Source organism: Nitrospira sp. NS4 (genome assembly GCF_049546785.1).
GTDB lineage: Bacteria > Nitrospirota > Nitrospiria > Nitrospirales > Nitrospiraceae > Nitrospira_D.
Window position 1 is genome coordinate 534,349 of record NZ_JBMWAN010000002.1, and the last position, 26,054, is coordinate 560,402.

Here is a 26,054-nt window from a genome sequence, read left to right on the forward strand (position 1 = left end):
GTGATTGCCTCTGCCTAGTGGCTAGCGACCCACCATCATCAAATGTTCCACGACCGGCCCTAACGCCAAGGCCGGCACAAACGTCAAGGCGCCGACCATCACCACCACTCCGATCAACAACCCCACAAACAACGGCGTGTGCGTCGGGAGCGTGCCCGGTCCAGCCGGCACAATCTGTTTTCGAGCCAGCGAGCCGGCGAGCGCCAATGTCGGGATCGCCAGCCAGAATCGGGAAATCAGCATGGCGATCCCCCCGCTGAGATTGTAGAAGGGGGTGTTCACATTCAGACCGGCAAAGGCGCTCCCGTTATTGTTGCCCTGAGAGGTATAGGCGTACAGAATCTCGCTGAAGCCATGTGCGCCCAGATTGAGAATCGACGAGGTACCGGACTCGGTGGCCACGGCGATCGCCGTGCACCCCAACACGAGAATCGGCATGATCAGGATCAGCAGCGCAGCCATCTTCATCTCGTACGGCTCGATCTTCTTGCCGAGATATTCCGGAGTACGCCCCACCATCAGCCCTGCGAGAAACACCGCGACAATGGCAAAGACCACCATGCCGTAGAGGCCCGAGCCGACCCCGCCGAATACCACTTCTCCGAACTGCATCAGGAACATCGGAACCAGTCCGCCCAAAGGGGTGTAGGAGTCATGCATGGAATTGACGGACCCGTTCGACGCGGCCGTGGTGACCGCCGCCCAGAGGCTGGAATTCACAATGCCAAACCGCGCCTCCTTGCCCTCCATGTTTCCACCCGCCTGATCCGGGCTGGCGGCCTGATCGATTCCCATTGTCACGAAGGCAGGATTCCCGCTCTGTTCCGCCCAGACAGCGAGTGTGACGAACGGGATCAAGAGAATGGTCATCGCTGCCAGGACCGCCCAACCCTGACGCGTATCCCCGACCATCATCCCGAACGTGTAACAGAGCGCCGCAGGGATCAGGAGGATCGCCAACATCTCGAGGAAATTGCTCCAAGGCGTTGGGTTCTCGAACGGATGGGCCGAATTCACGTTGAAGAATCCGCCGCCGTTCGTCCCGAGTTGCTTGATCGCGATCTGAGAGGCCGCCGGTCCGACCGCTAACACTTGCTCGACAGCCGTCGCGGGCTCTGTCTTGGGTTTCCCCTGTTCATCCAGCACCGGCTGCCCATTTGCATCCATCACGGGCTTGGCATAGCTGACCGGCTGAAGCATGGTGACCGGCTGGTATGAGGCAAACGTCTGCACGACGCCTTGTGACACCAACAACAGGGACAAGAGCAGGGCCAGCGGCAGGAGAATATACAGCGTACTGCGGACGAGATCGGTCCAAAAGTTGCCGATGGTCAGGGCGCTGCGTCGCGCGAGGCCTCTGATCAAGGCGACCAGGATCGCCATGCCGGTTGCAGCGGACACAAAATTCTGCACGGTGAGCCCCAACATTTGAGTCAGATAGCTCAGGGTGGTTTCGCCTCCGTAGGCCTGCCAATTGGTATTGGTCACGAAGCTCGCCGCCGTGTTGAAGGCGAGATCCGGCGGAACGGCGCCCGCCCCTGCCGGATTCAGCAGCAGGAAGTTTTGAAATCGCTGCAGCCCGTACAGCAGGACCAGCCCCATGACGTTGAATGCCAGCATGGCGATCCCATACGTCTTCCAATCCATCTCTTCGGTTTCACGCACGCCGCACAGACGATACACCAGCCGCTCAAGCGGGCCCACCACCCGGTCGAGTCCACAGACTTGGCCTTCGTACACCCGTGCCATGTACCAACCCATCGGTTTGACCAGAGCGAGCAGCACGAGAAAGTAGAGTGCGATTTGCGCCAGTCCATTGATCGTCATCAGAACCTCTCCGGCTTCAACAAGGCAATCATCAGATAGATCAGTAACCCGAGCGCGAGGATGCCGCCGATGAGATAGGACCCTGCCATGTCATCCTCCTTCTTACAGGCGGTCCAGACCGTGCAGCAGGCAACCTGAAACCGCAAAGAAGAGCAGCATGATGCTGAGGTACAGGAAATCCACCGGTCACCCTCCCTACCAGTATTCCCTAAGGAGTGATGTAGCACCCACAGAGTAAAAACGGTGTTAAAACCAAGGGACGGATCGTCAAGAGGGGATCAAAACTCGCTTGGATGGGAGAGAGACATGGAATGAGCCAGTCATGGCTCAATAGTGCAGCATACAGAATCCCGCTGAACCACAGAAGGTCGGTCCAGGATTCGCTACCGGCGCGACTCTCCCAGCACACACCACATCCGGCGCGTCCCGGATTTCTGGTCGGTGACCGGTTCGCCGCTGAAGAAACTGACCTGCCAGGCGACGATGTCGTCTTTGGGGTCCGGCGTCGCGGTCCAATAGATTTCAGAGCGGATGTTGGAGAAGGGATGACCGGCCGGCAGAGCCGGATCGTGCTGTGAGATATCGATCAAGGTCTTGAGCTCATCGATGGTCGGACCGCGCCAGCCTTTTATTCCGCCAACCTCCTTCGTCGTGCACCGTTCATTGGAGCGGCTCCAGACATCATGTTCCCGATCCGGCTCCTGCTCCCAGATGAGCCCGGTCTTGCCGTCCTTCACTCCCGCTCCGTTCAGGACCAGCGTGAATCGCGCCGCGCTCTCGTCCGCAAGACACTCTCCCGAAAGGAACAGAAGGGCGCACCCGAATCCGATCAGCCGGATACCCGCATGGAGGTAGGCTCGCCTCGTCATGGTGGTCCTTTCTTCCGCAAGGTCGCGGCGCGTTCGATGGGAGATTGCGCGCAGTCTGCCCCAGGCCGCTTGTCTTTTCAAGAGTCCGTGGGGCATGCTGGGCGCCGATTGACAGGGCCCGGGGGCGCTTCAAAACGGGAACGGTCATCCGGCCTGAAGACTATCGAGGGAGGAAGCCTATGAGCGGTGCGGAGCATCATCGTCGAATCGATGTGTTGGCGATCGGGTTGTTCGGTCTCGCGGTCGGAGCCTTGACGCTCGGCGTGGCACAACTCGGCGGCATTCCCAATTCGAACAAAGTCGGCACCCTGGTGATCGCCCTGATGTTCGGAGGGATTGTGCAAATTCTGGCCGGCATCACCGACATCCGCTATCACGAGCAACTGGGCGGCACCGCCCTGACGATGTACGGATTCTTCTGGACGACGGTCTGCATCGCAACGCTCGTGAGCGAAAGCACCTCCTTCCATCTCGACATGGTGCTGTTCGCCCCCATTAATCTTGTGTATGCAGCCTTTTCATTGGTGATGGTCTACCTCACCGCCTATCGCAACGCCACGCTCTGCATTCTCCACATCGTGATTGCCGTGACCTTCTCGTCGACCGTCCTGGAGCGGCTTAATGTGATCGGGGAAACCTTGCCCGGCATCCTTCATATCGTTGTCGGATTCATGGCCTTCTATCATGCGGTGGCGAGCTTGACGCAAGCCTTTACCGGGCATCAGTTGGTCCCGCTGGGCCCGCCGTTGCTGCACCGGAATGGTTCTCCGATGCGGCGTGTCACCGACCAGCCGGTTCCGGCACGCTGACTCAAACAGGTCACAATCTAGCGCCTGGATCGTTCATAATGCCGGGTGAGCAGCCAACCGCCCCACACGAACGAGCCCAGCATCAGCACCATGCCGACGTTGTAGACCAGATGCGCCAGGCGATGGTCCCACTCCAAGCAACCAAGCATCGTGAGCAGATTGTTCCAGTCGTGGCCGTCGGTTTCCTTCCCCGTCACGCCCCCTAGCAGGATGAGGTCCATGGCTCGCGCGTCGTTGATATAGGGCGCCACGTCCATGAGGCTTTCCGCCGTCCACCAGAGCGCCACAGATCCGCCGAACGGATCGCGGGTCTTCAGGACGAACGTGCCGAGGCAGATCAGCGGCATCAGCACCTGCCCCAGGCTTCCCCCGAGAATCATCATGAACCATCCGAAGGGGCTGAAGAACAGATGACCGGCTTCGTGGAACGGGAGATTGATGAGATGCAGGAACGACTCCCCCGTATAGTTGGTTTCGAGGGGCGTGACGATGAACTTCATGCCCCACCAGGCGAGCATAATAAAGACCAGCCCGCGACCCACGAGGGTCATGGAATCGGACACATGATCCGATTCGATCAGCCACTCTCGCACCATGAGAATCCACCGAGCCTCGCTCGCCACTGGAGCCGGTGCGACGACATGAGCCGGCAATGGACGATACTTCGCGAAGATGATCCCGCACCTCACACACTCGATCGTCGCATCGGGCCGATCGGCCTGGCACTTGGGACACAAGCGGGTCTCGGCTTCGAGAGCGTCCATGCCTGCATGCTAGGGTGAAGCCATCGATCCGGCAAGAATTTAGCGGGAACCTACTTGTCGGATTCTCCACGCCGCTATTGGAGTTCCCACTCGTCCCCCCACACTGATCACCGATCACTCGGTCTCAGCGGGTCACAATGGGAAATGGCGGGAAAATCAGGACGAAGAGGACGACCGTCGCCCACCCGAGCCCGATTCGCACAGCGCCGAGCGGAGACCGGGGGGAAGGAATCGGCGGGTGGGCCACACCCAACAGGCTCGACAGGAGCGCCCAGAGCCACCATCCCTGCCAGCCGAAGTAGCCCAGCACCAGCAGAATGGGGATCACGCCCAGCGCAACGGTCCGCTGGGTCTTCCCCCACAAGGCATAGGCCACATGCCCTCCGTCAAGCTGGCCGATGGGAATGAGATTGAGACAGGTGACGAAGAGCCCGAACCAGGCCGCCTCGGCGACCGGGTGCAAATTCACGCTCGCGCCTCTGGGCAAATCGCCAAATGCCCATGACACACCCCAGTCGACGAGCAGCGATCGGCCGACCAGAAAGGGACTGGTTGGGCTGATCCCGATCTCCACCTGCGACCAATGCAGCCCCACCACCAACGCGGTGAGCGCGACGGCAAACCCCGCGAGAGGACCAGAGATGCCGATATCGAACAGGGCCTTCCGCTCCACGATTTGCCCGCGCACACGGATGATCGCCCCAAACGTGCCCACCAGCACCGGCAGCCCAGGAATAAAGAGCGGCAGCGAGGCCGGAACACGGTGCCATTTCGAGCAGAGAAAATGCGCCAGCTCGTGCGTGCCCAGGATCAACAACAACGTCGCGGCAAAAGGGATTCCCTGCAACAATTCCTCGGGACGTTCAACCAGCAGATCCCAGGCTCCGCGCATCGGACGAAAGAGGTTGGGATGATCCTGGTAGGCCCCGGCCCAGAGGGTCGTAAAAATGGTGAGGGCGAACAATCCGATCGGTAGCACATAGCGCGAGAAGGTCGATTCGACATAGTCGCCGGCATCCTCCTCCGCGGGCTCGCTGACGAACGACCGGTCCATGTCCTCATCAATAGGAGCATCTGCCGACCGCCGGTCACGATCCATGAGGGCTCCTAGGCGGTGGCGTAGAAAGGATTGTGGGCCAGCTCTTCTTCGACGGTCGTGGCTGGTCCATGGCCCGGCAGCAGGCGATAGGCCTGCGGCAACCCGAGCACTCCGGTCCGGACCGATGTCAGATGGGTCTGATAGAGCGTGTGAGGATTCGAACGGCCGATGGACCCGGCGAACAAGGTATCGCCGACGAAGCAGAGCGGCGTCTCCGGATCATCCACTCGATAGCAGATCCCTCCGGGGGTATGGCCGGGCGTTGCCAGACAGCGTACGAGCCGACGGCCGACGGCGATCGTCTGTCCATGCTGCGGCACTTTCAGCTGCGCCGCGGGAGGCTGCCAACTCAGCAGCTCGACATCCTCCGCTCCAAGATACACCGGCGCCTCGCGAAACTTCAGAATCTGCTCGATCCCGTCGGCATGGTCCGCATGACCGTGCGTCAGGCAAATCCCGACCAGGCTCAAACGGTGCGCCGATAAGAACTCGATCATGGCCGCGGGATTGTAGGCCGTGTCGATCAGCAGCGCCTCGCCGCCGTCATGGACGACATAGCCCTGCACCCCATAGCCATTGATCGATCCCTGGATCGTGTCCACCCAGACAGGCGGACGCTGCGCAGCCGGCTCCCACTTCTCGATCGCGATCTGCTCCAACGGCCCGGGACGAAGGCCGAGGGCTTTCGCCAAAGCCCGCACCTCCATGCGATCGCGCGGCTGATCGCCGCGCTCCAGCGCCGTGATGTCGCCACCGGGCAAGCCCGTCAACCGCGCGAGATCCACAACCGAGAGGCCCTGGCCCGTCCGGGATTTTTTCAGAATGTCACACAGCTCGTCTTCTAAGGGCATGCCAAGCGATCACTCCGTTTATTATCATTCTTCCCCTGTCCTCTCCAAGGCCGGCGGTGGGGGTCGTTCTTACTGCGCGCATGCACCGAGCACTAACCGCATTGATGAGAATGAAATTGATCCTACGTGCGCGGGGCGCGAGCAAGAGAACGCCCCCGCCGCCGGCCACTCCTTCACCCCTCCGGACTCAGCTCGATCTCTTTCACTTCACCGAAGGTCGAAAGCACCTTCGGCAGCGATTCGCCGGAGCCGACGGCGACGATCTTGAGACGATCGGGATGGAGGTGCTTCTTGGCCGCTGCCAGCACGTCCTCCCTGGTCAGCTTGAGCACCTTCTCACGGATCTGCTGGAGAAAATCCTTGGGCAGTCCGTCGTACTCCAGGTCCACCAGGCGGCTGACGATTGCCGAGGGACTGCTGAACGAGAAGATGAACGAGTTGACGTAGGCCTCTTTCGCCTCGGCCAACTCCTGGTCGGTGACCGGTTCGGTGCGCATCCGCTCGATGTTGGCCACGAAGCGGCTCACCACTTCCTGCGTCGAGACCAGTTTCGTTTCCGCCCGCATGAGCCACACGCCCTGATCATGTATGCCGGAATTCAACCGGCTGCCCACGGAGTAGGCCAGGCCGCGTTTGGTCCGCACGTCGTTGAATAGCCGGCTGCGGAAGGAACTCCCGCCCAGAATGTCGTTGGCGATCGCCAGGGCGACATAGTCCGGATCGTTCTCTTTGATCGTCAAATGGCCGACCCGAAGATGGGTTTGGGAGGTTTCTTTGTTCACGAACCGGATCGCCGGCTTGGCCATCTCGCTGTCCGGCACGTCGGCAATCTTCAGATCCGGCAGGGTCCCCTTCGCCCAATCGCCGAACACCTCGCGCAAAGCCGCCAGCATCTCGGCTTTCTCGAAGTCTCCGGTCACCCCCAGGATGATGCCGTTGGGATGGATCGTGTTCCGGTGAAACGCCGCCAGATCGTCGCGGGTGATGCGTGTGATCGAGGCGATGGAGGTTTCCCTGGCGGTCGGATGATCCGGCCCGTACAACAGTTTCATGAACTCCCGGCCTACGATGGAACCGGGACTATCCTGCCGGCGGCGTATCCCTTCGAGGGCCTGCAGCTTCGCAATTTCGACCCGTTCCGGATCGAACGCCGGCGCCCGCAGCAATCCCGCAAAGATCTGGAGCCCCCGCTTGAGATCCTTCTTGAGCACATCCAGCGAGGCGGAGCCGGATTCGTGTCCGATCGAAATGCCGACATTCCCGGCGAAGTGTTCCAACTCTTCGTCCACCTGCTCCGCCGACAGACCGCCGCCGCCGCCGGTCCTCATCAGCGCCCCGGTCAGAGAGGCCAGGCCGATCTTGTCCGCCGGATCAAGCCAGGATCCGGTCTTCATCGTGGCCGACACCGTGACGAGCGGCAGCTCATGATCCTCCAGGAGGTACACCACCATCCCGTTGTCGAGCACCACTCGATCGGGCTCCGGCGGAGTAAACTCGACCGGCTTGAACGTCATCGTGCGCGGATCGCCGAGCACGAGCTCTCCCGCACAGGCGGTTGTCACAGAACCCGCCAACAGCACAGCCGCCGTGAATAGATACGGCATTCCAACGCCCTTCGCCTCTTGCCCCTTGCCTCTCATCCACCTCATCGCGTCACCTCGCTGCCCGGCACTGAAGCCATCTTCTTCCCGTTCGGTTTTTTCACCAGCGTCCCCACCGTGCGATTGGATTTCGTAAAATATTCTTTCGCGACCCGCTGGATGTCCGCCGCCGTGACGGCCGCGACCCGATCCCGCGATTTCAAGACATGGCGCCAATCCCCCGCCACGGTCTGATACAAGGCCAGTTGCGACGCGAGCCCGCCGTTCGAGCGAAGCGTCCGCACCATATCGGCATCGATGTTGTTCAGGATCTTTTCCAATTCTTTGGCCGGCACCGGTTCGGTCTTCAGCCGGTCCAATTCTTCGTAGAGCGCCGCTTCCACCTCGGCGGCCGTGTGGGGAGCCAGCGGCGTCGCGGTGAGGATGAAGAGATTGGGCGCGCCCACGCCCGGATAGTTGGCGTCGGAGCCGACGGAGGCGGCGAGCCGCTTCTCGCGCACCAGCTTCGTCTGCAAGCGGGAGGTGAGGCCGTCGGTCAGCACTTCATCGATCACGTCGAACACCTCGTCGTCGGGATGGCCCAGACTCGGCTTGTGGTAGCCGATCGCCACGACCGGTTCGGCCTCGAACTCCACTTCCACGCGCCGTTCCCCGCGCTGTTCCGGTTCCACCGTCACGATGGCCGGAGCCTGCGGAGCCGCGGGAATCCTGCCGAACGTATTGTCGATGAGGGCGATGACCTCTTTCGGATTCACGTCGCCGACCAGCGCGATCGTCGCATTGTTCGGCCCGTAGTAGGTCTTGAAGAAGGCTTCGGTCGCCGCCGGGGTCAGCGAGAGAATGTCCGACCCCCAGCCGATGGTCGGAATCCCGTAGGGGTGCGCGCGGAAGGCCGCGGAGGTGAAGGTCTCGAACAGCAGGCCGTTGGGACTGTCGTCATTCCGCAACCGGCGCTCTTCCATCACGACCCCGCGCTCTTTGTAGAATTCGCGAAGCACCGGATTCGCCATGCGGTCCGCTTCGATCGCCGCCCACAGCGGCAGGCGGTTCGCCGGCAGGCTGATCGTATACCGCGTCAGATCTTTCCCCGTGGAGGCGTTGAGGCCGACCCCGCCGTGGCGCTGATAGAGCAGCGCCATTTCATTGCCGACCACATATTGTCCGGCCTGGGCCTGCAAGTCGGCGACGCGCTTTTGCAGCGCCTCGATCTCGGCCTGCTCCTCCGCCGTCGCCGGGGTGCTTCTCTTCGCCAGAGCGCGCTGCCGCTCGTCGAGGAGCGTCCCGACGCGGTGCTGTTCGTCGAGCAGCGGTTTCTCTTTTTCATAGTCTTTCGTCCCGACGGTGCGCGTCCCTTTGAACGCCATGTGCTCGTACAGATGGGCGATGCCGGTCTGCCCCGCTTGCTCGTTGACGCCGCCCACCCCGAAGGTGATGTTGATCGACACGACCGGCGTTTGATGACGCTCGACCATCAGGATGGTCAGGCCGTTGGCGAGCTTATGCTCGATGACCCGGTCGGCCAGGCTCGGCGAAGCCGCGAACAGCAGGTCGAGGTTCAGGCCAAGGCCCAGGACCAGAACCAGGAGGACCACGGTGAAGCATGAAGCGTGAAGCGCAGGAAAAGCCAAGAAACGACCGCGTGAAAACCAGGCCGAACTGGTCACTCCGGTGTTGTACGAAATCCTTCCTTGCACGAGATACGCTTGACGAGAGACGAGAGACGTTCGAGTTGTCATTGAAAGATCTCCATCAGTTGTTCCGGCCGTTCAATGAACCAATCGGGCTGGCAGGCCGCCATCTTTTCCCGGTTGCCCATGCCGTATCCGACGGCGCAGACCCGGATGCCGGCATTGTGCCCGCCGTTAATATCGTTCGTGCTATCCCCCACCAGAACCGCGCGTTCCTTGGGCACGTTCATCTGCTCGAGAATGTGCAGCAACATGCCGGGCTCCGGCTTGAGCCCGAATCCGTTGTCGCCGCCGACGACGTAATGAAAATGCTGCGCGCCCAGCCCGTTCAAAATGGCGGTCGTGTACTCGATCGCTTTGTTCGTCGCGACCGCCTTCTGCTTGTCGGAGAAATGCCGCAGCATGGGCTCGATGCCGGGGAAGAAGACCGTCCGGTCCAGGCAGTGTTCGAGATAGTGGCCGCGAAAGACTTTCAAGGCCTCGTCGAAGCTGACGCGCTCGCTCTCGCCGACCGCCAGCCGCAACAGCTTCTTCACCCCGTCGCCGACAAAGCCGAAAATTTCCTCCAGCGGACGTTCCGGCAGCCCCAACTCAACCAGCGTGAGATTGACCGAATGGGCGATGTCCCATTTGGATTCGATGAGCGTGCCGTCGAGATCGAAAATCAGGAGATCGACCGGGGTCTTCGTCATGGTGCAACCTTTCGCAATGTCTCGCCCAGTTCCGCCAGGATGCGGCCCTTCTCGGCGTCTGTTTCCTTCAGTTCGGCTTCCCGGACCAAGTCGATCATGCGTTTCAGCCCGACATGCGGCGGAATCACCGGCTCCATAATCCGCCACTTGTTCCGGACGGCTTTGACGCGAAACCGCACTTCCTCAGTCATTTCCTCCGGCACAAAGGCGGCCGTTTCGAGGTAGACCGCCCCGAGCACCTGAAAGGTGACCGGGATCACGACCTCGAGCTTGTTGACCACCTCCCACTGCCGGTAGTCCTCGGGAACTGTGACGTCGCTGATCACGACCACCCGGCCCCAAACCGGTTCGTCCCGCCAATCAATATACGGCACCAGCGTCTCGAACGACATGGCATCCATCCGCGCCCCCTTCTTGTCGAGGGTCACGTACCGCTTGACGATGGTGGTCGGTGATTGATCGAGCGACCCGCTCTGCGCCAGCGCCACAAGGGGACAACTCAGCAAAACCAGCAGGAAGAGAAGATGGCGCATCGGTCGCATTACGAGAACTCGCTCCTATTGGATGGCATGCAGCTTCATCACATTCGTTCCGCCGGGCCTCCCGGCCACGGTCCCGGCCAGCAAAACGACCCGATCGCCCACGACGGCCAGCCGGTCGGCCTTGAGCCGGCGATCGATGTCCGCAATCTGCTCGTCGGGGTCCGGCACCCACTGCATCAGCCGCGGAGTCACCCCCCAATACAGCGCCATGCGGCGGCGGATCGGCTCGTGCGGCGTGAACGCCACAATCGGCGCCGCCGGTTGATGCTTGGACAGCAGCCTGGCCGTCATGCCCGATTCCGTCAACACCGCCAGGGCAACGGCCCCTGTTGCCGCCGCAGCAGACGCGGCCGCGCTGCACATCGCTTCGGCGATCGTCTCCGTCTGCCCCGGCGAACGGTCGGCGGCCGGCGCGAGACGCGGTCCCGCTTCGGCCGCCTGCACAATGCGATCCATCACGGCGACCGTCTCCACCGGATACTGACCGCGCGCCGTCTCCCCGGACAACATGACTGCATCGGTCCCGTCGAAAATCGCGTTGGCCACATCGGACGCTTCGGCCCTGGTCGGCACCGGTTGCGTCATCATCGATTCCAACATCTGCGTGGCCGTAATAACAACCCGGCGGCGCCGGTTGGCGTCCAGGATAATCCGCTTTTGGAGGACCGGCACCGCCTCCGGCCCCATTTCCACGCCTAAGTCGCCGCGCGCGATCATCACGCCGTCGGCCTCATCCAGGATCGCGCCGAGCGAGGCAATGGCTTCGGCCCGTTCGATCTTGGCGATAATCGGTTGATCGCCGCCACAGGCCCGGACGAACTCGCGGGCCGCCTGAATATCCTCAGGCCCCCGGACGAACGAGAGGGCCAGGTAATCGACCTGATGGGCGACGCCGAACCGGATGTCCGCCCGGTCCTTCTCCGTCAACGTGGGGGCGCTGACCACGGTGCCCGGAAGATTCATGCCCTTCTGCGAGGTCACCAGACCGCCGGTGATCACCCGGCATTCGACCGTGCCTCCCGACACCGACGATGCCAGCAATTCGATGCGGCCGTCGTCGATCAAGATTTTGGCGCCGGGGCGGACATCTCTGGCCAGTTGCGGATAGGTGACGGGAAGATCGATGGTCAGGGAAGGGGATACGGTTTGCGCGCCGATCTGTCCGCCCGAACGCAGCAGGCCCCCCACCAGTCTGACGCGTTGATCGACAGCGAGTTCGACCCCCGCATCCGGTAGGGTCCCGAGGCGAATGCGCGGGCCCTGCAAATCCTGGAGCACGGCGATCGTCGCCTGACGACGGTCCGCCACTGTTCGAATGGCTTCCAGCGTGGCAGCGTGGCTCTCCGGCGAGCCGTGGGAAAAATTCAGGCGCGCGACATTCATGCCGGCCGCAATCAGCCGGTCCAGCATGGCCGGTTCACGGCTGGCCGGGCCGATCGTACAGACGATTTTGGCTCTCCGCATGGCAACGGTCATGCGTCACGCGCTCACTTCGGATTGGAGTCTGGTCTAACAGGATAGTGTGTCGACTGGATCGGCGACTCACGCTGACTCTACATCCACATATCCAGCATAGGAAGACATTCTAACCCAGGCATTGGATGACCGCAAAGGACTTGCCCGAACAGAATCCGGCTCGTTTGACCTGCTCCGGCCTGCGTGGTACGGTCATTTACCTCCCGCAGGACAAGGACATACTCTCCGTGTGTTGGAATCGATGGCTTCACCGTGTTGCCGGTCCGCTCTTCGCGTGTTTCTTTCTCGGGCTGATTGCGCTCGCTGCGCCGGCGCCAGACACCTCCGCAGGCGCACTCGCATCGGAACAGGTCCTGCAGCCCTCGCAGGAGAACGCGCCCCAGAAAGCGCGCGATCTGCTCCGGATCCTGCAGGATCGACAGGGTGTTCCCCTGCCCGGTTATGTCGGAGGCCGGGACTTCAAAAACCGTGAGCGGCGGTTGCCTCCCGGCCGGTACCGGGAATATGACGTGAACCCGAAGATCCGGGGCCGTTCGCGCGACGCGGAACGAATTGTGATCGAGCAACGCACGGGCAAGGCCTACTATACGGGCGACCATTACCGGTCGTTTACTCCCCTCAACTAGAACCGAAGGAACCCATGACGCAATCCCACACCTTGGCCGGTTATCTTCAAACTCCGAAGCCCCCCTGGTCGTCCTTGCTCGTGGTGCCGGCGGGAAAAACCGCGGCCGGCCTGGTGAAGGCCCCGCCCGGATTCGCGCTCCGCGTCATCAACGGGAAGAAATGCTCGACACCGGCAGGCGTCTTTGCCGAATTCGCGCGGGCCCTTGGCTTTCCCGACTACTTCGGCCACAACTGGGATGCGATGGAGGAATGTCTCGCGGATCTGGAATGGCTGCCGGCCAAAGGCTATGTGTTGCTCATCACAGACGCGCAGGCGGTCATTCCCGAGGATGAGGAGGAATACGAGACCCTGTTGGAGATTCTGAGCGACGCCGGCGAAGCGTGGAGCAAAGGACAGGCCGGAGGGTCGCAAGCAGTTCCTTTTCATGCCCTCTTTGCGGTGTCGGAACAGGAACGGCTCAGGCGAGCCCATTGGGACCTTGAAACAGCACCGACGGGGAACACGCAAGCTCCACATCAGAAACCGTCGCGGAAGAAATCCTCCTAGCCTGTTTGATCAGCTGGACCGCGGACCACGCTATCCGCTGATTTCCTTCCGGCGGCAGAAACCGGAATCCGTACATAGGGACGTGGTCTGCCATTAACCTACAATCGTGTGAGCAGACGCCAGGCAGACAACTGAACGCCGGATGGCAAATTCAAGGCCGCTGAGCGGGATGCTGTACAAACATCCGGCTTTGGTGAGACGCTGCCCCTAGAGGCCGGCTTTACGGGAAAGAGTCAGCAGACTGCTCCAGAAATGGGAGGCGGAACGCACGACATACCCGCTCATTTCCTGCGCGGCGGAGGTATCGCCCGGTCGCGTTGAACGGAGTAACTCATTCCAGCTGGCCCGCACCTGGATGCGATGGGCCTTGCAGATTCCGTGAGTTTCCCGCCGATCCTCGAAAGGGGCCTTTTCTCCAACGATGGCGGCTTGTCCCTCCTGCCGACACCATGAACAGACGATCGTCATACCAGCTCCCTTAGAGAAAAAACCAAACAAGTACTCGTAACAACAGCAAGAGTCGGGCCGTAACGTGAGAGATCGCCGGCCTTCAGAATATGGCCAGAATCCACATTCCTCACGGCCTGCAATGACTCTGTCGTTGTATCCAATCGGCCGGGCGTATCCTTTTGTGACACTTTTTGTCCCCACATGGGGCGTTCCTCGGCATCTCTCTCAATTCGACTGAGACTTCCTTGACCGGCACGAGAGAGCATGTTAGGGTGCGCCCCCATTATGAAGACCAGCCGCTCCGCGAAACTCTTTGCCGACGCTCAGCAGCTCATTCCCGGTGGGGTGAACAGCCCCGTTCGCGCCTTCCGTTCGGTCGGCGGACAGCCACGGTTCATCAAACGCGCAAAAGGCGCCAGGCTCTACGACGTCGACGGCAACACCTATCTCGACTATGTGCTGTCGTGGGGCCCGATGATCCTGGGACATGCAAATCCCGCCGTCACCCGCGTGATCAAGAAAGCCGCCGACAACGGCACCAGCTATGGCGCGCCGACGGAACTGGAAGTCACGCTCGCCCGCATGATCCGCGATGCCTTCCCGTCGATGGAAAAGGTCCGCCTGGTCAGCTCCGGCACCGAAGCGGTGATGAGCGCCATTCGCGTGGCCCGCGGCTTCACGAAGCGGGACAACATCTTGAAATTCGAGGGGTGCTATCACGGGCACAGCGACTACCTGCTGGCCAAGGCCGGGTCCGGGCTTGCCACCTTAGGCATTCCCGATTCTCCCGGCGTCCCGGAAGATTTTGCCAAACACACCCTCACCGCCCCGTACAACGACATCGAAGCCGTTCGGAAAATTATCGCCGGACAGCGCCGGAACCTGGCCTGCATCATCCTGGAACCGATCGCGGGGAACATGGGGGTCGTGCCGCCGGCGCCGGAGTTCTTGTCCGGGTTGCGCCGGTTGACGGAAGAAAATGACATCCTGCTCGTGTTCGACGAAGTGATTTCCGGATTCCGTGTGGGATTCGGAGGCGCGCAAGGGCTCTACGGCATCAAGCCGGATCTCACCATCCTAGGAAAAATCATCGGCGGGGGCTTGCCGGTCGGTGCCTATGGCGGACGGAAAGAGATTATGGACTTGATCGCCCCGTCGGGGCCGGTCTACCAGGCGGGCACCCTCTCGGGCAACCCACTGGCGGTCTCCGCAGGCATTGAAACGCTGAAGCAGTTGAAAAAGAAGGGCGTCTACAAGAAGCTCGAGACCCTATCGGCCGCCCTCGCGAAGGGTATCGGCGAAGCGGCGAAGAAGGCCGGCATTCCCCTCACGCAGACGCGCGTGGGTTCCATGCTCACTTCGTTCTTCGTCTCAGGCCCGGTGACCGATTGGAATACCGTGAAGCAGTCCGACACCAAACGCTACGGCCAGTTCTTCCACAAGATGCTCGAGCAGGGCGTCTATCTGGCTCCGTCACAATTCGAAGCCGCGTTCCTCTCCACCGCCCACACTTTTCAGGATATCGAAAAGACCATCCGGGCCGCGCATTCAGCCTTTAAGAGCCTCTAAACTCGACCGTCGTTCGTATCTCGCCAGATACAAGAAAGCTGCCGATTCGATACAGCTGCGGCCTTGCGGGTTGATCAAAACGATCGTCCAGCAAGGCCGCAGCGACGCTAGTACGTTGAGCCCGTGAGCGAAGCGAGAACGACGCTGGCGGGCGTTTTCAAGAGCTTCTCTATTCGTCGTCCTCGTCGTCCGCTTCCAGCGCCTCCTGACGCTTCTGCTCCTCCATCGCGTTATGGAGCAGCATGCGGATAAACATCGAATAGAGCGAGCCTTTTTCGAGCGTGCCGCCCGGGGGAATCGCGATCTTGCCTTCCTTGATCATCTTATCCATCCACACCTTCTGATCCGGGGCGATCAGAATCGGGACTTCCACCAAGCCGACTCGACCAAACATTTCCATGATCTATCCCTCCGCGACGATGTCGCTTATGAGCTATCAGCCATCGACTGTCGGCTCTGAAAATGCCACGCCGTTTTCCCCGTTGTCAACCGAACCGCTTCTGGCACGGGCTGTGCGATGCCGATCCAGGCATGCGGCGCCAAACAGCCTTCCTTCTCGCCTGCCTTGTCCTCTGTCTGAATAGCATTGTTCCGGCGTGGGAAAGTGCCCAGGCCGCGCGGCTCTCGACTTCCAATAGCGATTCGACTTTTCAACAGAAGTGCGACCTCTGCTGGAGCCCGTCGGCAAACGATTCCGCTCCTCTTCCATCCACCTTACAACCCTATCGACAACCCTCTCGCCGGCATCATCCTCCAGGGAGCCGCCCCCATCGATTTCCCAAGGGCCGTTACAAGATCACACCTTCCCAGAAACAGGTCCGGCCTTCCGTGCTCGGACGGATGGCCAGACCGAGAATGCCGGCCAACCAGCCTATCCACACTATTGATGGCGATACGCTTCGGGTAGGATCCCAGCGGATCCGGCTCCGAGGCCTCGACACGCCGGAGTTATCGGAGCCGGGCGGTCTGGAGGCGAAACAGCGGCTGGAGCAACTGCTGCACGACGGCCCCATTCGCATCGTACCCCACGGGCAGGATGTCTACGGCCGCACCGTCGCCGACGTGTTTGTGAACGGGAGGAATGTGGCGGAGGTGCTGCGGAGTGAAGGATTTGCAAAGCCGGGATCGTGATTCTGTCACCCGTGGCTCAACGGCAGGACAAGAAAACGACAGCTATGGTAATGTGAGGCCGCCGGATGAAACTGAGGTTTGAGTGGGACGCACGCAAGGCGCTCACGAACCGAGTCAAACACGGAGTATCGTTCGAAGAGGCAACAACTGTCTTCGCCGATCCGCTCGCAGGTATCCTCGACGACCCGGATCATTCGGTTTCAGAGTTCAGGGAAATCATTATCGGGCTGTCTCGAAAACAACGGCTGCTGCTCGCGTGCTTTATTGAAAGTAACCATGTGATCCGTCTTTTCAGCGCCAGAAAAGCGACGAAACTGGAACGTCAGGATTATGAAGAAAGAGGAAAGCCCTAAACGACCGCGCAAACCTAAGGATGAGATGCGAGCAGAATACCGGTTCGACTACGCAAAAGCGAAACCGAATCGGTTTGCGACTCGTATCAAGAAAGGTGCGATCGCAGTGATCCTCGATCCCGATGTTGCGGAGGTCTTTCGTTCGTCCGATGCTGTCAACTCCTTCCTTCGCTCCGTCATTTCGACGCTACCTGAACGCCGACACAAGCGAGCGCAAGCAAGCTGACGATTACCGGAGCTGTTGATAAAATCCGCCGTCGCCGCGACCTGCCTTCGTTGATTGCGGCCTTGCTGGGTAGGCCTTCTGAACAGCCTGCGAAGAGTTCTCAAAGAATCAAAGGCGATCTCAGGTCGCTCAATTTTGTGGCTGAGTAGTCAGTAGAGTGTGTCAACGCAGTGCAAGTTGTAGCGCTCTCTGAATTCCCGTTTTGCATGGTACGCAGGTTGCGCTATACTGGCAACGACTAGGAGGACTCACCGTGGCGAAGACACTCCCCTCCCCTCCGCCTGAATTCGACAAACTCCCGGTTGCCGAACAAATCGATTACGTGCAGGCGCTGTGGGATCGGATTGCCGCAAGCCCCGACCAAATCCCTGTGCCGGAGTGGCACACACGCGTCATCCGTGAACGCCTGGAGGCCTACCAGATGAATCCAACCCCAGGTCGGCTTTGGGCGGATTTACGGAAAGATATCGAACAGAAGATTCGGGATCGCTGACCTCACCGATGACGCACCGAGTCATCTTCCAGCCCTGGGCTGAACTTGTTATCGAAGCAGCAACCCTGTGGTACAACGCCCAGTAATCCGACTGAACAAAAACGGCCTGATCCAATACTGCGGGCTGATCGCCGGATAGACTGCAGGATTCGCAGTCTATCTCGAACAACAACAGGGAACGATCTCTTGATAAGAGTCGGATTTCCTTTTAGACTTGCCGTCCAGTGAGCTGCGTAGGTTCCCGCGCTATGTTGCACGGGTAGCCTGCAACAGACTTATTAGTTAGACACCGACGCCATGGAACCGTATCTCTTCTATGGAGTTGTGCTACCCGAAAGAGCCCAGCTAACACTTCAATTCAGTGTCGGCTTTTCTCACATCGCTTCCGGAGTTGAAGGCACAGCGAAGGTAAGCATCATCCTGAACCAGACTGCTGTCACTGTTGAAAGCGAGCACAACTGGGATATCTTCGACCTTCGGAATCTCGTCAAGAACATTGTCCAAAATCATCTGGCTATGGTTGGCTATCTCATGGGCTACGCCTACGATTTCGAGGTAACCCGCGTCCTAAATCAAAGCCGCGAAATCGATTACGTTTTTGGCATTGACATTCCCTGCCTTGCGGAGCGAAACAAAGATATTGATTTAGCCGTTGCCTTGGCAAGCCTTCGTGAGAAGACTATTGGCCCGAACGGAATGTTTCTGAATCGCTGCTTCTCCGATCTTACGGCTTCAATGAAACATGCTGACGACACTGCCTTCTACTGCTACAGGGCAATTGAATCTCTGCGTCACCACTGTGCTGCAGAACACAATCTGTCTGGTGCAAGCAAAACCGCGCAGTGGGAGAAGTTTCGTGAAGTTTCGGGATGTACAGAGGAGGTTCTCCGCCAAATCAAGGTAGCCGCCGATCCTTTACGTCACGGTGAGGCGGCGGGAGGCAGTTCAGAAGACCGCGCGAAACTATTCACGGCAACTTGGGGCGTTGTCGATGGCTATCTCCGCGGTGTCTAACCTCTCGGTCAAGAGGGACGCTCCGCCGGCAAGCCGGCTCCGTGCCCCTTACCTCAACCGTTCGGCGTCATCGACGAAATGACTGCACGATACATGCGGGACGACTGGGCTACAGAGTCGGCCCCCAATAGGCATGAGGCTGTACAAGTTCTTTCCCAATGACCGCGTTGACTTCGTTCACCACCGACTGGTTCGGCTAACGCCTCCGACTGCATTCAACGATCCTTTCGACATGTTGCCAGTCGTCGAGTCGGTATTTCGCACAAAACGAGCCACAAATGCTGCAAAGCCGCGTCCCGGAACTCTTGGAAGTGTGTTGTCGGACATACATGCGCTCGGGGAACGAATGGCCGATAGTCTCTTCAACCGCCGTGGCCTCCTTCAAGAATACCTGAGCATCACCTATGGTGTTCTTTGCTTGTCTGAGAGGTATGACAGTCTCCTCATGTGGGCCCACTACGCGAGCGATCACAAGGGGTTCGTCGTGGAGTTCGACGTCTCGCACGCGTGGTTCAATCAGGGGACGGCAAATCCCGGGGAAGTAGGTGTCGGGGTCGTGCGCAAAATTACCTACAGTGACGAGCGGCCCACCATATCGCTGCAGTCTAACCCGATCGATAATTATTTCGCTAAGGGCGCTGAATGGTCCTACGAAGGCGAATGGCGACTTGTATTGCGGCTGGATAAAGCGACAAAGACACTGTCAACGCCTACAAGTCACGTGCAGCTGTTCGAAGTTCCCCATACCGCAATTTCCTCTATCATCCTCGGCGCACGAATCTCTGTCGCTGATCGCAAGATGCTGATGCAATGCCGCGAGCTACCGGCCTTTGCTCATGTGCGTTTAGTGCAGGCAAGCTTGAGTCCACGCCGATATGGGCTGGAGTTCAGTCCAATACCGAAGCAACAGGCGTGTACGACTGGAGAGGGCACACATAAGAGCAGGAAACGTCGACCGCGGTAGGCCATGAGAAGGTTTGCTTCAAGCTTCGGTGCTTGGTCGATGCATTGCTGCCGAACCCCGCGATGAAGCCGACCGGCAGAACAGCCGCCCTTCGCTTGCCGTTCGCCGCCGGCTTATCACCATGCGTTAGCCATCCCAATTCAAATGTGGGGGCCATCAAATGGGGTCACATCTTGTAATATTATATTTGGTTGATGCAGGATCTCTCATGGCTCGTCCGCTGCGCATCGAATTCCCCGGGGCCCTCTATCACGTCACCTCACGTGGCAACGCGCGGCAGCGAATCTTTCGCGATGACGAGGACCGCGAGACGTTCCTGAGCACCATGGCCTGGGTCGTGGATCGGTTCGGCTGGCGCTGTCAAAAAGCAGAAAATGTACCGGGAGTCTTTCTAGCTATGGCCCGCTTGTACTCCCATGATCAACTCGTCAAGACACTCATGCGTCGTCCGGATATACGCGCGGAGGTCGAGCGCATTGAGCGGGAGGAATCCGCACTGCTCAACGCCTTGCTCAAGGCGCGGCAAGAAGCGGGTCTGACGCAAGCGCAAGTGGCCGAACGCATGGGCACCCCCGCCGTCGCTCGCCTGGAGCGGGCCCTCGCCAGCGAGAACCACTCCCCATCAATTTCGACCTTACGAAAATACCTCAAAGCTTGCGGCAAGCGTCTGCTCCTCCGGATTGCATAAGGACACTGGTTCTGTTCGACCGACCGAACAGTCGTCACCGCTCAGGCCACACGTCATTTGAGCGAGGGAAAGGGATTCTTTTCTTGTGGAGTGCCTTGAGCGGCGACCGCCGAGAGTTCAGAATGTGACTGCTCCTACCTCCACGGAATCACAACTAAAGGGAGATCTCGATGCTCGCTCATGAACTACTGCGCAAGGAAGGCATTCTGCTGCTTCGGCCGCAGGGCCCGATCCAAGCCGGTGATTTCGAGTCTGTTGCAAAACTCGTCGATCCCTACATCGAACAAACAGAAGAGCTGCGCGGCGTCCTGATAGAGGCACCGTCGTTCCCAGGTTGGGACAGCTTTGCCGCGCTCGTGTCGCACCTGCGGTTCGTTCGCGACCATCACCGGCACATCGCGAAGATCGCGGCGGTCTCGGACAGCGCAGTCCTCTCAATCATCCCGCACATCACCAAACACTTCGTCAAAGCCGAGTTTCGCCACTTCAACGCGAACGATCGCGAGGCAGCCCTCGCCTGGTTGCGCGAGTGAGAGACATGGACAGAACATGTGCCGGACATCCTTGTGGGGACTTTGGCGAACGTTTCGTCATGCGGATGGTAGACGGAGACTGATCCATGAACGCATTCATCAGTTGGTCCGGAAGCCGCGAGTTGCTGATCGCCAAGGCCGTGAAGGAGTGGCTGGGGGCGGTCGTTCCTGAGGTGCAATCCTTTGTCAGCCCCGATCTGCAGAAAGGCAAACCCTGGTTTGCCGAGCTGGCGAAGGAACTCAAGGACGCGGATATGGGTTTCATGTGTCTTGCCCCGCCTCGAGTTGCGAGCGACTGGCAGCTGGTTGAGGCGGGGGCGATCTGGAAAGCGGCCGGAAGCAGCGGGCTATTCCCGCTCTGCTTCCACATCCGGGAGAAGGATGTCCCTGAGCCCTTGCGGGCGTTCCAAATGACGCACTTCAACCAAGAGGATTTCAGGCGCCTGGCCAAGAGTGTCATAAACCTCACGGGCCAGACGTCTCGCTGGACGACGAAGCGCCAACGGGCTTTTGATAAGAGCTGGCTGCAGCTAAAAAGGAACGTCGAACATGCATTGCGTCAGCCGGACGACGGGGTGCACACGACGCGAGGGTTCATCCATGCCGTGGCCGGCGGCTGGTGGGAACGCCTCTGGTCGGAAAAAGACACGACGAAGCTGAGCTGGATGTGGTTTGAGCCATCCGACGACGGGACCGGTCAGACGATTACCGGTCACGGCTTCAGCAAAGGAGGCTCATTCGCCTCCCAGTGGGAAACCATTCTCGTCTCAGTCCAGGCGCACCTGCCTGAGCCGATCCTGGAGTATTACTGGGAAGGCCGTCATACCCACGCACCGAACTTGCTGTTCGGGGGTAAGTGTTCGATCCAATTCAGGATCTCAGCAAACGGGACCATCGAGGAGGGAAGCGGGGAATTCAAGGACGTGTGCATGACCGAGGCGCGGCCGCCGACGACTAAGTTAGTCGCGCTCCAGCGGGCGACCCCGGAAGAGATCGCGATCATGACCGGCAAGAACAAGAATACGCGAGCGCGGCGGACACTCGCTGACAAGAAATTGAAAGAGTGGCTCTAGCATCGTCACAGAGAGGCGCCGACACGTAACACTTGCTGGACAACGATATACATCCACGAACAGCAGTACTTGCCACACTAACCGCCGGCAAGCCGGTGAGTGCCGCGTAGGTCGCACGTTAGATGCCATTCAGAGGGTGAGGACTGACAAGAAAGGAAACACTGCCGGTGAGTTACGGCTTCTTCTTGTTCTTGTCCGAGGGATTCTCCGAAAACAGCAACCAGCCGAGCACGATGAATCCGATCGCCACACCGGTGACGGCCAGCCAGGTTCCAAGCTTATCCATTTTGTGACTCCTTCGCCTCACACGTCTCTCGTGAAGCGTCTCTCGTATCTCGCCAAGCATGACAGCCGCTTCCGTTTCGCGCTTCACGAACGACGGCTTTAAACAGAGCGCGGGCCAGACTGTAGCGCGGCCACCAGCCCCTTGTCGAGGCGTTTCACTTTCCCCTTGCCATCGGTTGCCGCCAATCGCGCCGAACCTTCGACCACCACACGTCCGCTCGTCTTCTCGCGCAACACATGGGAGAACGTGAACGAGGCCGGCGTCACATCGGACACGACCGTCTCAACCAGAATCGTCTCGCCATAACGGGCCGGCGACCGGTAATCCACTTCCGCTCGCACGACGACGAACACCGTGCCTTCTTCCATCAATCCCGCAACGGAGAATCCACGCTGTTCAAGAAATTGCGTCCGTGCCCGCTCAAAGTACTTCAGGTAATTGGCGTAGTACACCACTCCGCCGCAGTCGGTGTCCTCGTAGTAGATCCTAATTTCCATAGAAGCTCGTCGCTCGTACCTCGTGAAGCGTATCTCGTCAGAGCCGTTTGATGAGATTTCTGAGCATCTTGGACTCGTGATCAAGCTGTTCCAGGAGATCGTCGGTCTCAATTCCCGTGAGAAGATTCAGGTCACAGGCAATTTCGATGTGAGTTTCCAGCTCTGCACAAGAGCCCAGCGCGATATAAAGAAACTGTCTATATTCGGAGTTATGTTTCCGATTAAAACCTTCCGCAATGTTTGACGGAATCGACACAGCGGCCCGACGCATCTGAGAAACTAACCCATACAGTTCTTGCTGCGGAAATCCTTTGGTAACTTGATACACGAGGATAACCAGGGCTTTACCGAGCTTCCACACCTCAAGGTCACGAAAGTTCCGTATCCTTTCCATCCGGCTCTCCTGGCCCGAAGAGATACGCTTCACGTTTCACGAACGACGGCGCCTACAAGCTCAGCGTCGGGAATTTCGGCAAGGAGCTTTCAGCGGCGCCGGTGAGCTTGAGGACGATGTCGTACAACTGATGCACCCGCTCGGCCTTGATGGGCTCGAAGCCATGGCCGAGCACGGCATGGTGGGCCGCGTCGAGGAGCGGTTTCATCGTGGGCCAGTCGCGCAGAAAGGCTTGGCCCAGCTGGTCGCCGAGTCCGGCGAGGGCGCGGAACTGACTCTGCAACGGCAGCTTGTATTTGCCGTCGAGGTCTTCCAGCCAACAGGTGCGGCAGGTTTCCTGAAGCGCCTGCGGAAGTTGCTCCGGCTGGACGTCCCAACTCTTGATTTTGTATTGCTTGAACAGCTGGCGCTGCGCAAAGGCCTCGAGCGCCCGCACCAGGGCGATCATCGCACCCTCCGGATCATGGGCCACGTGGACCCGGCGGTCGGCATGGGCGAGCAGATCCGTCGCGAGCGAGTCCTTGACCGCGGCGGGATCCAGCACGAGCCGTTCGAGGAATCCCGCATTGGCTTTGATCGCCGGCAAGACCGCTTTCAATCCCGGCGGCCCGCCCCAGAGGGAGGCCATCTCCAGCGCCTTGGCGGCCGTTTTCAATTTGTCCCACGCCTGCCGGTAGTGGAAACGCTCCCAGAGATCGTATCCCTCTGCGAGATCGGCGAAGGCGCGGTAGGTCGGCTTCTGCCCGCCGCTGACTCTGGCTTCGATCTCGTGAAACACCCGGGCCGACGCTGAAAACAATCCCCGATTGAACAGCTCGGAGGCCTCGCGCCGCGACACGGCCGCCACGTCGTCCCAGAGATTGCTCTGGACCCACCGGACCTGCCGGCCGCCGAGATCGATCGCATCGCCATCCTGGCCCTCGCTCCAGGGTACGAGCGACACCGTTCGGGAACTCGCGGGCAGCGCAACGAGCGTCAGGGATCCGGCCATCGCGGGCGTGGCCCCGGTGAGATCCACGACCAGTTCGCCGGGATGCACCTCCCACGTCCTCAACAATTCCGGAAGGGCGATCGCCAGGGCATGGTGACAGGCGCTGACATCGGCCGCGTCGGTCAGCGTGATCCAATCCCAGCGCCGCGGCATATGCTCGATTTTCGGCTGAATGGCCGACTCCACCAGCCCTTTCGCCGACTCCGGCAGGACAAAGCAGAGCGCCTCAGGCTGGAGACGATTGATCACATAGACGGCGGCCGCCGCGTCGTCGGTGAACGCCACCACGAGAGCTTTTGTCGGTTGTTCGTGCGCCATCGCGCGCGGACTATAACATTGCCTCCGGGCCTGTTCAAATCACCTTGAAAGAGCCCGTGACACCTGTGCGCCCCGTTTGACAGGACCCCCGCCCTCGCCTAGAATCCCGCTCCATGAAGGACTTCGCCCTCAAAGCGTTTGCCGACAGCGCGAACGTGAAACAGCAGTTTGCCCGCGACCACGCCGACCGGATCGCCCGGGTCGCCGCCCTGATGGTGACGGCTTTCCGCGAGGGCCGCAAAGTGCTGCTGTTCGGCAACGGAGGCAGCGCCACCGACGCCGCGCACATCGCCGCCGAGTTTGTCGGCCGCTATAAACGCGAACGCCAGCCTCTGCCGGCCCTCGCTCTCGCCACCGACATCGCCGCCATCACCTGCATTGCCAACGACTACGGATATGATGAACTCTTCGCCCGGCAGGTGCGCGCCCATGGCCGGCCAGGCGATATCGCCATCGCCATCAGCACCAGCGGCAATTCACCGAACGTGTTGAAGGGCGTCGAGGCGGCCCGCGCCTGCGGGATGATCACCGTCGCCTGGACCGGCGGCAGCGGCGGGAAGCTGGCGGGACTCGTCGATCATCCGTTCGTCGTGCCCTCGACCGTCACCGCCCGCATTCAAGAAAGCCACATCACGCTCGGCCATGTATTGTGCGAACTCGTAGAGGAATCACTCCTTGGCCACGCGTCCTAACCGGACTCCCCCGCAGCGCCCGGCGCCCCGACAGGTTCCGCCGATCGATGTATCGGATCTCACGACCTATCCTCTGAAGAAACGTCACAGCAAAGTGCGGGTCTCCGACTTCGCGCAACCCTGGCAACGCGGCGGCTCGTTTGCCCGGTTCTATGCGTCGCTGCCGGACATTCTGGCCGTGAAGACGCTGCGCGCCGTGGCCGCCGCAATCGCGACGGCCCACCGCCGGCGTCGCCCGGTCATCCTGGGCATCGGCGCGCATGTGATCAAGGTGGGGCTCACGCCCTTGCTCGTCGATCTCATGGAGCGGGGCATCGTCACCGCCGTGGCGATGAACGGCGCCGGGATCATCCACGATTTCGAGCTTGCGCTGCTGGGCCACACGTCCGAAGAGGTCGATGCCGAAATCGACGAAGGCCGCTTCGGCATGGCCGAGGACACCGGCCGCCTGCTGAATGAGGCCATCGCGCGCGGCGCCGAGAACGGGCAGGGCCTCGGCGAAGCGGTCGGCCACTACATCAATCGCGCGCAGGGCCAGTTCCGCCACAAAGCCACGAGCATTCTGGCGACCGGCGCACGGCTCGGCATTCCGGTCACCGTCCATGTCGCCATCGGCACCGACATCATCCACATGCATCCTTCGGCGGATGGCGCCGCGACCGGCGCGACCTCGCTGCTGGATTTTCGCCGGCTCGCCGCCGTCGTGGCGGGCATGGAAGGCGGCGTGTACCTGAACGTGGGATCGGCCGTGATTCTGCCGGAAGTGTTTTTGAAGGCCGTCTCCTTAGGCCGGAACCTCGGCCATCCTTTGGCCAGGATCACCACCGTCAATATGGATTTCCTGTCGCACTATCGGCCCCTGACCAATGTCGTCCGCCGCCCGACCCAAAAGGGCGGCAAGGGCTACCAGCTGACCGGCCACCATGAAATCATGCTGCCGCTCTTGGCGGCGGCGGTCCTTGAGCAATTCCGCTAGTCCGGCGCCTGCGT

Annotated in this window: 30 protein-coding genes and 1 pseudogene; 15 read left to right on the forward strand and 16 right to left on the reverse strand. The window is 60.3% G+C overall.

Features of this window, described 5'->3' with window-relative positions:
• Nucleotides 1–21 precede the first annotated feature (21 nt).
• From kdpA to ACO9S2_RS07140, 3 genes are all read right to left on the reverse strand, one after another.
• Nucleotides 22–1,827 (reverse strand): potassium-transporting ATPase subunit KdpA, encoded by a 1,806-nt coding sequence (gene kdpA / locus ACO9S2_RS07130; RefSeq protein WP_423721261.1) that lies wholly within the window; start codon nucleotides 1,825–1,827, stop codon nucleotides 22–24.
• Nucleotides 1,827–1,916 (reverse strand): K(+)-transporting ATPase subunit F, encoded by a 90-nt coding sequence (gene kdpF / locus ACO9S2_RS07135; protein ID WP_423721262.1) that lies wholly within the window; start codon nucleotides 1,914–1,916, stop codon nucleotides 1,827–1,829. The genes kdpA and kdpF overlap by 1 nt, the downstream gene beginning before the upstream one ends.
• Before the next feature lie 294 nt (nucleotides 1,917–2,210).
• The gene (locus ACO9S2_RS07140; protein WP_423721263.1) at nucleotides 2,211–2,696 is read right to left on the reverse strand and encodes a DUF1566 domain-containing protein; all 486 of its coding nucleotides are present in this window, start codon (nucleotides 2,694–2,696) and stop codon (nucleotides 2,211–2,213) included.
• A gap of 179 nt (nucleotides 2,697–2,875) precedes the next feature.
• Here ACO9S2_RS07140 and ACO9S2_RS07145 point away from each other — a divergent pair, with 179 nt between their 5' ends.
• Nucleotides 2,876–3,505, forward strand: a complete 630-nt coding sequence (locus ACO9S2_RS07145; protein ID WP_423721264.1) for an acetate uptake transporter — start codon at nucleotides 2,876–2,878, stop codon at nucleotides 3,503–3,505.
• 17 nt (nucleotides 3,506–3,522) lie between these two features.
• Here ACO9S2_RS07145 and ACO9S2_RS07150 read toward each other — a convergent pair whose 3' ends face one another.
• The 8 genes from ACO9S2_RS07150 to pyk form a co-directional block, all read right to left on the reverse strand.
• Nucleotides 3,523–4,269, reverse strand: coding sequence for a zinc ribbon domain-containing protein (locus ACO9S2_RS07150; RefSeq protein ID WP_423721265.1), 747 nt, complete (start codon nucleotides 4,267–4,269; stop codon nucleotides 3,523–3,525).
• 124 nt (nucleotides 4,270–4,393) lie between these two features.
• Nucleotides 4,394–5,368, reverse strand: a complete 975-nt coding sequence (locus ACO9S2_RS07155; RefSeq protein ID WP_423721266.1) for a site-2 protease family protein — start codon at nucleotides 5,366–5,368, stop codon at nucleotides 4,394–4,396.
• An 8-nt stretch (nucleotides 5,369–5,376) separates the two neighbouring features.
• Entirely contained in the window at nucleotides 5,377–6,219 is an 843-nt protein-coding gene (locus ACO9S2_RS07160) for an MBL fold metallo-hydrolase (RefSeq protein ID WP_423721267.1), read from the reverse strand.
• Nucleotides 6,220–6,392: 173 nt separating this feature from the next.
• Nucleotides 6,393–7,823, reverse strand: coding sequence for a M16 family metallopeptidase (locus ACO9S2_RS07165; protein ID WP_423721268.1), 1,431 nt, complete (start codon nucleotides 7,821–7,823; stop codon nucleotides 6,393–6,395).
• 41 nt (nucleotides 7,824–7,864) lie between these two features.
• Complete coding sequence (locus tag ACO9S2_RS07170; protein ID WP_423721269.1) at nucleotides 7,865–9,556, reverse strand: M16 family metallopeptidase; 1,692 nt, start codon at nucleotides 9,554–9,556, stop codon at nucleotides 7,865–7,867.
• A complete protein-coding gene (locus ACO9S2_RS07175) occupies nucleotides 9,553–10,200 on the reverse strand; it encodes an HAD family hydrolase (RefSeq protein WP_423721270.1) in 648 nt (215 codons plus the stop codon). Before ACO9S2_RS07175 ends, ACO9S2_RS07170 begins: the two co-directional genes overlap by 4 nt.
• Nucleotides 10,197–10,742, reverse strand: coding sequence for a hypothetical protein (locus tag ACO9S2_RS07180; RefSeq protein ID WP_423721271.1), 546 nt, complete (start codon nucleotides 10,740–10,742; stop codon nucleotides 10,197–10,199). Before ACO9S2_RS07180 ends, ACO9S2_RS07175 begins: the two co-directional genes overlap by 4 nt.
• Before the next feature lie 15 nt (nucleotides 10,743–10,757).
• Nucleotides 10,758–12,218 (reverse strand): pyruvate kinase, encoded by a 1,461-nt coding sequence (pyk, locus tag ACO9S2_RS07185; protein WP_423721272.1) that lies wholly within the window; start codon nucleotides 12,216–12,218, stop codon nucleotides 10,758–10,760.
• 125 nt (nucleotides 12,219–12,343) lie between these two features.
• Here pyk and ACO9S2_RS07190 point away from each other — a divergent pair, with 125 nt between their 5' ends.
• Together ACO9S2_RS07190 and ACO9S2_RS07195 are read left to right on the forward strand one after the other, a co-directional pair.
• A complete protein-coding gene (locus ACO9S2_RS07190; protein ID WP_423721273.1) occupies nucleotides 12,344–12,844 on the forward strand; it encodes a ribonuclease domain-containing protein in 501 nt (166 codons plus the stop codon).
• A 14-nt stretch (nucleotides 12,845–12,858) separates the two neighbouring features.
• Nucleotides 12,859–13,392 (forward strand): barstar family protein, encoded by a 534-nt coding sequence (locus tag ACO9S2_RS07195; RefSeq protein ID WP_423721274.1) that lies wholly within the window; start codon nucleotides 12,859–12,861, stop codon nucleotides 13,390–13,392.
• Nucleotides 13,393–13,599: 207 nt separating this feature from the next.
• Here the strand turns inward: ACO9S2_RS07195 and ACO9S2_RS07200 are convergent, their stop codons facing one another.
• A complete protein-coding gene (locus ACO9S2_RS07200) occupies nucleotides 13,600–13,860 on the reverse strand; it encodes a hypothetical protein (protein ID WP_423721275.1) in 261 nt (86 codons plus the stop codon).
• A gap of 267 nt (nucleotides 13,861–14,127) precedes the next feature.
• Between ACO9S2_RS07200 and hemL the strand changes: the two genes are divergently transcribed.
• Nucleotides 14,128–15,411 (forward strand): glutamate-1-semialdehyde 2,1-aminomutase, encoded by a 1,284-nt coding sequence (hemL, locus tag ACO9S2_RS07205; protein ID WP_423721276.1) that lies wholly within the window; start codon nucleotides 14,128–14,130, stop codon nucleotides 15,409–15,411.
• A gap of 169 nt (nucleotides 15,412–15,580) precedes the next feature.
• Here hemL and ACO9S2_RS07210 read toward each other — a convergent pair whose 3' ends face one another.
• Nucleotides 15,581–15,811 carry a hypothetical protein gene (locus ACO9S2_RS07210; RefSeq protein ID WP_423721277.1) on the reverse strand — a complete coding sequence of 77 codons (231 nt, stop codon included), beginning with the start codon at nucleotides 15,809–15,811 and terminating at the stop codon, nucleotides 15,581–15,583.
• Between the two features lie 440 nt (nucleotides 15,812–16,251).
• Between ACO9S2_RS07210 and ACO9S2_RS07215 the strand changes: the two genes are divergently transcribed.
• From ACO9S2_RS07215 to ACO9S2_RS07255, 9 genes and pseudogenes are all read left to right on the forward strand, one after another.
• Nucleotides 16,252–16,542, forward strand: coding sequence for a thermonuclease family protein (locus ACO9S2_RS07215; RefSeq protein ID WP_423721278.1), 291 nt, complete (start codon nucleotides 16,252–16,254; stop codon nucleotides 16,540–16,542).
• A gap of 65 nt (nucleotides 16,543–16,607) precedes the next feature.
• Nucleotides 16,608–16,895, forward strand: a complete 288-nt coding sequence (locus ACO9S2_RS07220) for a BrnT family toxin (protein ID WP_423721279.1) — start codon at nucleotides 16,608–16,610, stop codon at nucleotides 16,893–16,895.
• A 479-nt stretch (nucleotides 16,896–17,374) separates the two neighbouring features.
• Nucleotides 17,375–17,614, forward strand: a complete 240-nt coding sequence (locus ACO9S2_RS07225) for an addiction module protein (RefSeq protein ID WP_423721280.1) — start codon at nucleotides 17,375–17,377, stop codon at nucleotides 17,612–17,614.
• A gap of 297 nt (nucleotides 17,615–17,911) precedes the next feature.
• Entirely contained in the window at nucleotides 17,912–18,628 is a 717-nt protein-coding gene (locus ACO9S2_RS07230) for a hypothetical protein (RefSeq protein ID WP_423721281.1), read from the forward strand.
• A 346-nt stretch (nucleotides 18,629–18,974) separates the two neighbouring features.
• Nucleotides 18,975–19,592 carry a DUF2971 domain-containing protein gene (locus tag ACO9S2_RS07235; protein WP_423721282.1) on the forward strand — a complete coding sequence of 206 codons (618 nt, stop codon included), beginning with the start codon at nucleotides 18,975–18,977 and terminating at the stop codon, nucleotides 19,590–19,592.
• Between the two features lie 208 nt (nucleotides 19,593–19,800).
• A pseudogene (locus ACO9S2_RS07240) lies at nucleotides 19,801–19,953 on the forward strand (transposase); the annotation flags it as partial.
• A gap of 36 nt (nucleotides 19,954–19,989) precedes the next feature.
• A complete protein-coding gene (locus tag ACO9S2_RS07245; protein ID WP_423721575.1) occupies nucleotides 19,990–20,280 on the forward strand; it encodes a helix-turn-helix domain-containing protein in 291 nt (96 codons plus the stop codon).
• 170 nt (nucleotides 20,281–20,450) lie between these two features.
• A complete protein-coding gene (locus tag ACO9S2_RS07250; RefSeq protein ID WP_423721283.1) occupies nucleotides 20,451–20,813 on the forward strand; it encodes an STAS/SEC14 domain-containing protein in 363 nt (120 codons plus the stop codon).
• A gap of 86 nt (nucleotides 20,814–20,899) precedes the next feature.
• The gene (locus ACO9S2_RS07255) at nucleotides 20,900–21,886 is read left to right on the forward strand and encodes a TIR domain-containing protein (RefSeq protein ID WP_423721284.1); all 987 of its coding nucleotides are present in this window, start codon (nucleotides 20,900–20,902) and stop codon (nucleotides 21,884–21,886) included.
• A gap of 384 nt (nucleotides 21,887–22,270) precedes the next feature.
• Here the strand turns inward: ACO9S2_RS07255 and ACO9S2_RS07260 are convergent, their stop codons facing one another.
• The 3 genes from ACO9S2_RS07260 to ACO9S2_RS07270 are packed head-to-tail and all read right to left on the reverse strand — an operon-like array spanning nucleotide 22,271 to nucleotide 24,372.
• Nucleotides 22,271–22,669 carry an acyl-CoA thioesterase gene (locus ACO9S2_RS07260; protein ID WP_423721285.1) on the reverse strand — a complete coding sequence of 133 codons (399 nt, stop codon included), beginning with the start codon at nucleotides 22,667–22,669 and terminating at the stop codon, nucleotides 22,271–22,273.
• Nucleotides 22,670–22,706: 37 nt separating this feature from the next.
• The gene (locus tag ACO9S2_RS07265; RefSeq protein WP_423721286.1) at nucleotides 22,707–23,063 is read right to left on the reverse strand and encodes a four helix bundle protein; all 357 of its coding nucleotides are present in this window, start codon (nucleotides 23,061–23,063) and stop codon (nucleotides 22,707–22,709) included.
• A 52-nt stretch (nucleotides 23,064–23,115) separates the two neighbouring features.
• Nucleotides 23,116–24,372, reverse strand: coding sequence for a TIGR02710 family CRISPR-associated CARF protein (locus ACO9S2_RS07270; protein WP_423721287.1), 1,257 nt, complete (start codon nucleotides 24,370–24,372; stop codon nucleotides 23,116–23,118).
• 113 nt (nucleotides 24,373–24,485) lie between these two features.
• Between ACO9S2_RS07270 and ACO9S2_RS07275 the strand changes: the two genes are divergently transcribed.
• Nucleotides 24,486–25,064, forward strand: coding sequence for a D-sedoheptulose-7-phosphate isomerase (locus ACO9S2_RS07275; RefSeq protein ID WP_423721288.1), 579 nt, complete (start codon nucleotides 24,486–24,488; stop codon nucleotides 25,062–25,064).
• The gene (locus ACO9S2_RS07280; RefSeq protein WP_423721289.1) at nucleotides 25,048–26,040 is read left to right on the forward strand and encodes a hypothetical protein; all 993 of its coding nucleotides are present in this window, start codon (nucleotides 25,048–25,050) and stop codon (nucleotides 26,038–26,040) included. Before ACO9S2_RS07275 ends, ACO9S2_RS07280 begins: the two co-directional genes overlap by 17 nt.
• Nucleotides 26,041–26,054: the final 14 nt, after the last annotated feature.

What these genes read in the sequence shown, in the direction of transcription:
- ACO9S2_RS07175 (WP_423721270.1), bottom strand. Translation starts at nt 10,200, where the DNA reads ATGACGAAGACCCCGGTCGATCTCCTGATTTTCGATCTCGACGGCACG.
- ACO9S2_RS07155 (WP_423721266.1), bottom strand. Translation starts at nt 5,368, where the DNA reads ATGGATCGTGACCGGCGGTCGGCAGATGCTCCTATTGATGAGGACATG.
- kdpF (WP_423721262.1), bottom strand. Translation starts at nt 1,916, where the DNA reads ATGGCAGGGTCCTATCTCATCGGCGGCATCCTCGCGCTCGGGTTACTG.
- ACO9S2_RS07275 (WP_423721288.1), top strand. Translation starts at nt 24,486, where the DNA reads ATGAAGGACTTCGCCCTCAAAGCGTTTGCCGACAGCGCGAACGTGAAA.
- kdpA (WP_423721261.1), bottom strand. Translation starts at nt 1,827, where the DNA reads ATGACGATCAATGGACTGGCGCAAATCGCACTCTACTTTCTCGTGCTG.
- ACO9S2_RS07210 (WP_423721277.1), bottom strand. Translation starts at nt 15,811, where the DNA reads ATGGAAATGTTTGGTCGAGTCGGCTTGGTGGAAGTCCCGATTCTGATC.
- ACO9S2_RS07170 (WP_423721269.1), bottom strand. Translation starts at nt 9,556, where the DNA reads ATGACAACTCGAACGTCTCTCGTCTCTCGTCAAGCGTATCTCGTGCAA.
- ACO9S2_RS07245 (WP_423721575.1), top strand. Translation starts at nt 19,990, where the DNA reads ATGGCCCGCTTGTACTCCCATGATCAACTCGTCAAGACACTCATGCGT.
- ACO9S2_RS07230 (WP_423721281.1), top strand. Translation starts at nt 17,912, where the DNA reads ATGGAACCGTATCTCTTCTATGGAGTTGTGCTACCCGAAAGAGCCCAG.
- ACO9S2_RS07260 (WP_423721285.1), bottom strand. Translation starts at nt 22,669, where the DNA reads ATGGAAATTAGGATCTACTACGAGGACACCGACTGCGGCGGAGTGGTG.
- ACO9S2_RS07255 (WP_423721284.1), top strand. Translation starts at nt 20,900, where the DNA reads ATGAACGCATTCATCAGTTGGTCCGGAAGCCGCGAGTTGCTGATCGCC.
- ACO9S2_RS07215 (WP_423721278.1), top strand. Translation starts at nt 16,252, where the DNA reads ATGGCCAGACCGAGAATGCCGGCCAACCAGCCTATCCACACTATTGAT.
- ACO9S2_RS07150 (WP_423721265.1), bottom strand. Translation starts at nt 4,269, where the DNA reads ATGGACGCTCTCGAAGCCGAGACCCGCTTGTGTCCCAAGTGCCAGGCC.
- ACO9S2_RS07180 (WP_423721271.1), bottom strand. Translation starts at nt 10,742, where the DNA reads ATGCGACCGATGCGCCATCTTCTCTTCCTGCTGGTTTTGCTGAGTTGT.
- ACO9S2_RS07235 (WP_423721282.1), top strand. Translation starts at nt 18,975, where the DNA reads ATGGCCGATAGTCTCTTCAACCGCCGTGGCCTCCTTCAAGAATACCTG.
- ACO9S2_RS07220 (WP_423721279.1), top strand. Translation starts at nt 16,608, where the DNA reads ATGAAACTGAGGTTTGAGTGGGACGCACGCAAGGCGCTCACGAACCGA.
- ACO9S2_RS07265 (WP_423721286.1), bottom strand. Translation starts at nt 23,063, where the DNA reads ATGGAAAGGATACGGAACTTTCGTGACCTTGAGGTGTGGAAGCTCGGT.
- ACO9S2_RS07165 (WP_423721268.1), bottom strand. Translation starts at nt 7,823, where the DNA reads ATGCCGTATCTATTCACGGCGGCTGTGCTGTTGGCGGGTTCTGTGACA.
- ACO9S2_RS07195 (WP_423721274.1), top strand. Translation starts at nt 12,859, where the DNA reads ATGACGCAATCCCACACCTTGGCCGGTTATCTTCAAACTCCGAAGCCC.
- ACO9S2_RS07190 (WP_423721273.1), top strand. Translation starts at nt 12,344, where the DNA reads ATGACCGCAAAGGACTTGCCCGAACAGAATCCGGCTCGTTTGACCTGC.
- ACO9S2_RS07140 (WP_423721263.1), bottom strand. Translation starts at nt 2,696, where the DNA reads ATGACGAGGCGAGCCTACCTCCATGCGGGTATCCGGCTGATCGGATTC.
- ACO9S2_RS07145 (WP_423721264.1), top strand. Translation starts at nt 2,876, where the DNA reads ATGAGCGGTGCGGAGCATCATCGTCGAATCGATGTGTTGGCGATCGGG.
- ACO9S2_RS07160 (WP_423721267.1), bottom strand. Translation starts at nt 6,219, where the DNA reads ATGCCCTTAGAAGACGAGCTGTGTGACATTCTGAAAAAATCCCGGACG.
- ACO9S2_RS07200 (WP_423721275.1), bottom strand. Translation starts at nt 13,860, where the DNA reads ATGACGATCGTCTGTTCATGGTGTCGGCAGGAGGGACAAGCCGCCATC.
- ACO9S2_RS07250 (WP_423721283.1), top strand. Translation starts at nt 20,451, where the DNA reads ATGCTCGCTCATGAACTACTGCGCAAGGAAGGCATTCTGCTGCTTCGG.
- pyk (WP_423721272.1), bottom strand. Translation starts at nt 12,218, where the DNA reads ATGACCGTTGCCATGCGGAGAGCCAAAATCGTCTGTACGATCGGCCCG.
- ACO9S2_RS07270 (WP_423721287.1), bottom strand. Translation starts at nt 24,372, where the DNA reads ATGGCGCACGAACAACCGACAAAAGCTCTCGTGGTGGCGTTCACCGAC.
- hemL (WP_423721276.1), top strand. Translation starts at nt 14,128, where the DNA reads ATGAAGACCAGCCGCTCCGCGAAACTCTTTGCCGACGCTCAGCAGCTC.